Below are 6,181 nucleotides of genomic sequence, written 5' to 3'. Positions count from 1 at the left end.
GTATTTGGCGAAATCTTTCGTAGCTGGGCCCGCCAGGGTTCAGTCGGGTACAGCTAATGATGGACTGAGCAGGTACTGAACCCTGGCGGGCCCAGCTACGAGAAAACCGGGAAGTTATTTCGGGACAGTCACCGATTGGCGTGCCTGCAACTGCCACGAATCGATCTTTGCCAAAACATCTTGTCGTGACGGACCGGCTACCCGTAGATAAACACTATGGGATCGGCTCATTATCTAACTTGTCTTTGGCCGGGTTTGCCGGAACTTTGGTGGCGCGGGCGTTTGTCTGCACTTCCGATGGCGATCGCGTTCGCACTGGCATTAAACTTTGTGCTGGTGACCTGCTTCATTTTTCCGGGTTGGTTGCCCAGCGGATTAGCCAAGATGGCATTCTGGGTCGGTCTGGCCGTGTGGGGTTTTTTGATCGTTCGCAGCAGTCGTGAATTGCCCGAATTGGTCGCTCCGCGTGTGATCAGCGAAGCACCGGATGAATTTCCGGCCGCGCATGCTGCTTATTTACGAGGCCATTGGGAACGGGCTGAGCGTTTGCTGGGCGATGTGCTAGCAATTGAACATCGTGATCCGCCGGCGTTGTTGTTATTGGCGGGTGTGTACCGGCAAACCGATCGACTGGAATCGGCAAGGATGTTGATGAAGGAAATTGGCCGCTTAGAAGTCGCTGATCATTGGTTTTTGGAGATTGCGGCCGAGCAACTGCGGCTTGATCGGGCGGCCGATCGGCTGAATCAGGCGGAAATCGAGGAAGAAAAGTCACGAGAAGAACGGCATACTGACAGACAAGACGACACGCCAAGCGATTCCAATGCTGCCGATATGACAGATTCGTCACGAATGGCAGCGTAAATGGTTTGATGAATTTGATTTGACTGAAAACTTCTAAATTAATTCGTTTCCTTCCCCACTTCCCTAGAAGCTCCTATCCCCGAATTTTGACTTCACCGGTAGAATTCAATGACTTGAACGATCATCCGCATGTTCTGCGTTTCCTGGCTTAGCGTTTGCATTGGGTGGGGACTGCTTCGGCAAATTCGCCAGACTGACAGAGAGATAAACTTATGTACGAACGATTTACAGACCGCGCCCGCAAGGTCATGCAATTGGCCAACCAAGAGGCTCAGCGGTTCAACCATGAATACATCGGCACCGAGCATATCCTGCTTGGGCTGGTCAAAGAGGGCTCCGGCGTCGCCGCCAATGTCCTGAAAAACCTCGAGGTCGATTTGCGAAAAATTCGCCTCGAGGTCGAAAAGCTGGTCCAAAGTGGTCCTGAAATGGTCACCGTGGGCAAGTTGCCACAAACTCCGCGAGCGAAGAAGGTCATCGAGTATTCGATGGAGGAAGCTCGCAACCTGAACCACAGCTACGTCGGCACCGAGCACATCCTGTTGGGTTTGCTTCGTGAACAAGAAGGCGTTGCGGCTCAGGTGTTAATGAACCTGGGTCTGAAATTGGAAGACGTCCGCGAGGAAGTCTTGAACCTGCTTGGGCACGGTTTGGAAGGTGCGGAAGTCGGCGAACGCGGCGGACGTACCGGCGAAGGCAGCGATGGTGGATCGTCATCATCGGGCAAAAGCGGCAAGAGCAAGACGCCTGCACTGGATTCGTTCGGTCGCGACTTGACCGAGCTAGCCAAGAAGGGCGAACTGGATCCCGTCATCGGTCGTGCTCGTGAAATCGAACGAGCGATTCAGATTCTGTGTCGTCGTACCAAGAACAACCCGGTCCTGTTGGGCGAAGCGGGTGTCGGTAAAACCGCCATCGTCGAAGGCTTTGCACAAAAGGTGATCGAAGGCGAAGTGCCAGAGATCTTGGCCGACAAACGAATCGTTGTGCTTGACCTAGCGATGATGGTCGCCGGTACCAAGTACCGCGGTCAGTTTGAAGAACGAATCAAAGCAGTCATGACCGAGGTTCGCCGCGTCAAGAACACGATCCTGTTCATCGACGAACTCCACACCCTGGTTGGTGCTGGTGGTGCCGAAGGTGCGATCGATGCTGCGAATGTGCTGAAGCCTGCTTTGGCTCGAGGCGAAATTCAGTGCATCGGTGCGACGACGTTGGACGAGTACCGTAAGTACATCGAAAAAGACAATGCACTGGCACGGCGGTTCCAAGAGATCATCGTCGAAGCGACTGGGAAAGACGAAACGATCGAGATCCTGAAGGGGCTTCGCGGTCGTTACGAAGAACACCACCGAGTTCAGTTCACCGACGATGCGGTTGTCGCCGCAGTCGAAATGAGCGAGCGATACATCACTGCACGTTGCTTGCCCGACAAGGCGATCGACGTGATTGACGAAGCCGGTGCACGGGTGCGACTTCGCACCATGACTCGTCCACCAGATTTGAAGGAAATCGACGAAGAAGTCGAAAAGCTGAACAAGGAAAAAGAAGACGCCGTTGCGAACCAAGACTTCGAGAAGGCGGCCAATCTGCGTGATCAAGCTGAAAAGCTTCGTAAGAAGAAGGATCAGATCACCGCGGAATGGCGCGAGAAGTCTCAGCAAACCGACGGCGTCGTCGATGAAGAGATCATCGCCGAAGTGGTCAGTAAGATGACCGGCATTCCGTTGACCCGTTTGTCGACCGAAGATTCGCTGCGTCTGATGCAGATGGAAGACGAACTACACAAACGCGTCGTCAGCCAAGAAGCGGCTGTATCGGCGGTGTCCAAAGCAGTGCGTCGTAGTCGCAGTGGATTGAAAGATCCGAAGCGTCCGACCGGTTCGTTCATCTTCGCTGGTCCAACCGGTGTCGGTAAAACGTTGTTGGCGAAAGCACTTGCCGAATACATGTTTGGTGATGCCGATGCGCTCGTGCAAATCGACATGTCCGAGTACATGGAAAAGCACAACGTCAGCCGCCTGGTCGGGGCACCTCCCGGATTCGTCGGTTACGAAGAAGGCGGTCAGTTGACCGAGAAGATTCGTCGCCGTCCTTATGCGGTTGTCCTGTTTGACGAAATCGAAAAGGCTCACCCCGACGTCTTCAACATGATGTTGCAAGTCATGGAAGAAGGTCGTTTGACGGATTCGTTCGGTCGCAACATCGACTTCCGAAACACGATCCTGATCATGACCACCAACGCGGGTGCCGAAGCGATCAAGAACGAATCGTCGTTTGGTTTCCAGAAACCCGATGGCGACGCCAGCTACGATTCGATGAAGGCTCGCGTGATGGATCAGATCGAACGCGTCTTCCGACCGGAATTCCTAAACCGTTTGGACGACACGATCATCTTCCGCCACTTGAACAAGGAAGACCTGAAAACCGTCATCGACTTCGAGCTTTCCAAGGTTCGCGAACGTTTGATCGATCGTGGTTTGCAGTTGGAATTGACCGATGGTGCCAAGGAATTCTTGATCAAAGAAGGCAGCAACCTGGATTACGGTGCTCGCCCGCTTCGTCGTGCGATCGAACAACGAATCGAGGATCCGCTCAGCGAAGAATTGCTGCAAGGCACCTTCGAAGGCAAGGACACGATCACGGTCACCGGCATCATGCACAACAAGGATGGTGATGTCATTGATCCGTCCAAGGTCAGCACCGATGAGAAGACTGGCCGTTTGGTCGATGAAAACGGTGACAAGGTGAAGGTGGTTCGTCTGGATTTCCAGGGCGAAACACGCGGAGTCCCAGAACAAGAGCCCATCGCGGCCGGTTCAGGTTCAAGCGAGGAATAATGTTGCTTGCTTGAACGCTGGGCTTCGGCTTGGGTGTTTTCAGCGAGTGATACCGAGTTCCAACAAAGCGTTTCAAACGCCAAGTCTGATCAATCAGGCTTGGCGTTTGTTCTTTGGTTGGAGCCTGACAAGCGTAATCGGACGCAAAAATCCGCAATTTTTTCTCGTTGGCCTAGGTTTTTTTACTGTCATCTTGTTCACCAATCACAGCGAGAAGACCGTTAATCACGCTGTTAGATGCGGATTAAGCGATAGCTGTCGCTCCGAAGCCCGCAACCCAGTTTAGACGCTTGACGCAATCCATCCGATCCTTAAACTCTGCGCACCTTGCCCATTTCACGGGCGTGTCACTTCACTACTTAAGAAATGAGTGTTACCGATGGTACGAATGATTTTGGCTTTGACATTGATCGCCAGCGCAAGCTTCGCAACTGCTCCTTCGGCCGACGCCGGATTGTTCGGTTGTTTCAAGAAGAAAGCCGCTTGCTGCCCAGCTCCTGAGCCATGCTGCCCAGCACCAGAACCTGTTTGCTGCCCAGAGCCAGAACCGGTCTGCTGCCCAGCACCAGAACCAGTTTGCGCCCCAGCACCGCAACCAGTCTGCTGCCCAGCTCCTGAGCCAGTTTGCGCCCCAGCACCGCAACCAGTTTGCTGCCCAGCACCTGAACCAGTTTGCGCCCCAGAGCCTACCTGTTGCGCACCAAAGAAGCGTTGTGGTTTGTTCGCAAAGCTGAAGGCACGTCGTGCCGCACGCAGCGCTTGCTGCCCAGATCCTTGCTGCCACTGAGTTCCTTGCTGGAACTGAGTTCCCATCTGGAACTGAGGTCCCATCTGGGACTGAATTGTTAAATCCCACAGCCAATGATGGCTGTGAAGTTTGAAAGAATCATTGAACGAATCCCATTCTGCGGGGTTCGTTTTTTTTTTGCGCCTTTCCGTAAGTGTGATTAGCGCATCGCCGTGAACAGTTTCTAGTTCGTTTAACCGCGTGGGCATCGCCCCGCGCGTTCGGGGTTGCATGACGTGCGGGGCGATGCCCACGCGGCTAAACGAACTAACACGTGTTTTTCGGGATCAAATCTCTTCACGGCGCTGGGCGTTACCCAAGCGGCTAAACTTTTCATCGCCAGACTGGCGGGATCAGCTATGAAATCAGCCGTCAAAATCGTTTCAAGTGCGCCATGGTTACCATGGTGAACAAACGATGCTGTTGCTGAAACATTTGAAGCAGCGTTTTCCTGGGTCGATGAATAGGATGTCGGCAACTACCATCCCGTCAAACCCGTTTCTGCAACTATGTCCGAGCGATCTCATCACCAGAAATTGCCCGTCAAAAAAGGGCATGCCGATCTGTTTCTCCACGCGGTAACGATTTGCATTGGCTTGGCCGGCTTCATCATACTGGGAACCTATGTGATCGAAGGCCGCACCAATGCGACGCGAGCGGCGACCGCCTTGTGCATGCCGCTGGGTCTGTTGTGGATGCTACTGTTGGGAAGTCTGATCGCGTTCTGCCGCCGAAAACGCAAATCGGTTTTTGTTGCGTTCACGATCGCGTTTGTGTTGCTGACCGTGGGTGCGAACTCGATTGCCTCGCAGATTTTTCTGCGCCAGATCGAATGGCCCGAAGAACAGCCAACGGCAACGACCGCCACTCCGTTCCGCAGCGTCATCGTGCTTGGTGGCGGAATCGGCGTTACCGCAGCGGGCACGCCCGAAGCCGGACAAGACGGCGAACGCGTTATCTCGGCGGCCCAGCTTTGGCACCAAGGATTGACCAAGTCGATCATCTGCACTGGTGAAGACCCAGGTGGTGAGTTCCATCCCAAAGATCTTGGCGAGCAAATGTTGGCCAGTCTTGGTGTGCCAGCGGAAGCGATCTTCCGTGTCGGCGGCGAAAACACGGCTCAAGAGATGCAAAAGCTGAGGCTGTTTTTCAAGCAACCGCAAGAAGGATTTCCTGAACGATCCGAGTTAGGCAAAGTGGCTTTGATCACCAGCGCTTTTCATTTGAAACGAGCTGTCCGTTTAGCCGAAGCCGAAGGTTTGGATCAACAGATCGAATTGGAACCTTTGGCGACCTGTTTTCGCACGTCAACCTTCGGAACGATCTCACCAAGAAGACTGATCCCGGACGCAGACGCAGCCGCCGACTTTGGTCGTGCCTTGAAAGAAACACTCGCAAAGTTCGCTGGACGTTAAAAACAAGCGGTTTTCTATAGTCGCCTTTCGCTCCACGAAAGCAGCGAGTCCAGGGCAACTCAGTTTTTCAAATTGAGTTGTGAGCCGTGATCGCGTAAGCGGCCGGGCCTACGCAAATGCCCGAGGCGTTACCTGGCGCCGTGAAGAGTTTTGGTCCAGTAAAAAACCCAAACGTAGGCAGTAGCGAGCCATAGCGAGTTACGGCGTTGCGCAAATTGCCGTAACTCGCTATGGCTCGCTACGGCCTACATACTGGCGATCAGGGAAATGTGCCG

At 53.8% G+C, this 6,181-nt stretch carries 4 protein-coding genes; 3 read left to right on the top strand and 1 reads right to left on the bottom strand.

What is annotated here, in order from left to right:
- Positions 1-282 precede the first annotated feature (282 nt).
- Positions 283-864 carry a tetratricopeptide repeat protein gene (locus tag RC85_RS24360; RefSeq protein ID WP_149752857.1) on the top strand — a complete coding sequence of 194 codons (582 nt, stop codon included), beginning with the start codon at positions 283-285 and terminating at the stop codon, positions 862-864.
- 212 nt (positions 865-1,076) lie between these two features.
- Entirely contained in the window at positions 1,077-3,704 is a 2,628-nt protein-coding gene (locus tag RC85_RS24355) for an ATP-dependent Clp protease ATP-binding subunit (RefSeq protein WP_068267351.1), read from the top strand.
- A 336-nt stretch (positions 3,705-4,040) separates the two neighbouring features.
- Here RC85_RS24355 and RC85_RS27180 read toward each other — a convergent pair whose 3' ends face one another.
- Positions 4,041-4,700 carry a hypothetical protein gene (locus RC85_RS27180; protein ID WP_068267349.1) on the bottom strand — a complete coding sequence of 220 codons (660 nt, stop codon included), beginning with the start codon at positions 4,698-4,700 and terminating at the stop codon, positions 4,041-4,043.
- A 300-nt stretch (positions 4,701-5,000) separates the two neighbouring features.
- Here RC85_RS27180 and RC85_RS24340 point away from each other — a divergent pair, with 300 nt between their 5' ends.
- Positions 5,001-5,906 carry a YdcF family protein gene (locus tag RC85_RS24340; RefSeq protein ID WP_068267348.1) on the top strand — a complete coding sequence of 302 codons (906 nt, stop codon included), beginning with the start codon at positions 5,001-5,003 and terminating at the stop codon, positions 5,904-5,906.
- Positions 5,907-6,181 lie beyond the last annotated feature (275 nt).

Origin of the sequence: Rubripirellula obstinata (genome assembly GCF_001642955.1) — a bacterium.
Taxonomy (GTDB): Bacteria; Planctomycetota; Planctomycetia; order Pirellulales; family Pirellulaceae; genus Rubripirellula; species Rubripirellula obstinata.
Note: the sequence above shows the minus strand (reverse complement) of the source record. Positions and strands in the feature narration are given on the sequence as shown.

Coding starts and splice junctions, on each gene's coding strand:
- RC85_RS24355 (WP_068267351.1), top strand. CDS start 1,077: ATGTACGAACGATTTACAGACCGCGCCCGCAAGGTCATGCAATTGGCC.
- RC85_RS27180 (WP_068267349.1), bottom strand. CDS start 4,700: ATGCCCACGCGGTTAAACGAACTAGAAACTGTTCACGGCGATGCGCTA.
- RC85_RS24340 (WP_068267348.1), top strand. CDS start 5,001: ATGTCCGAGCGATCTCATCACCAGAAATTGCCCGTCAAAAAAGGGCAT.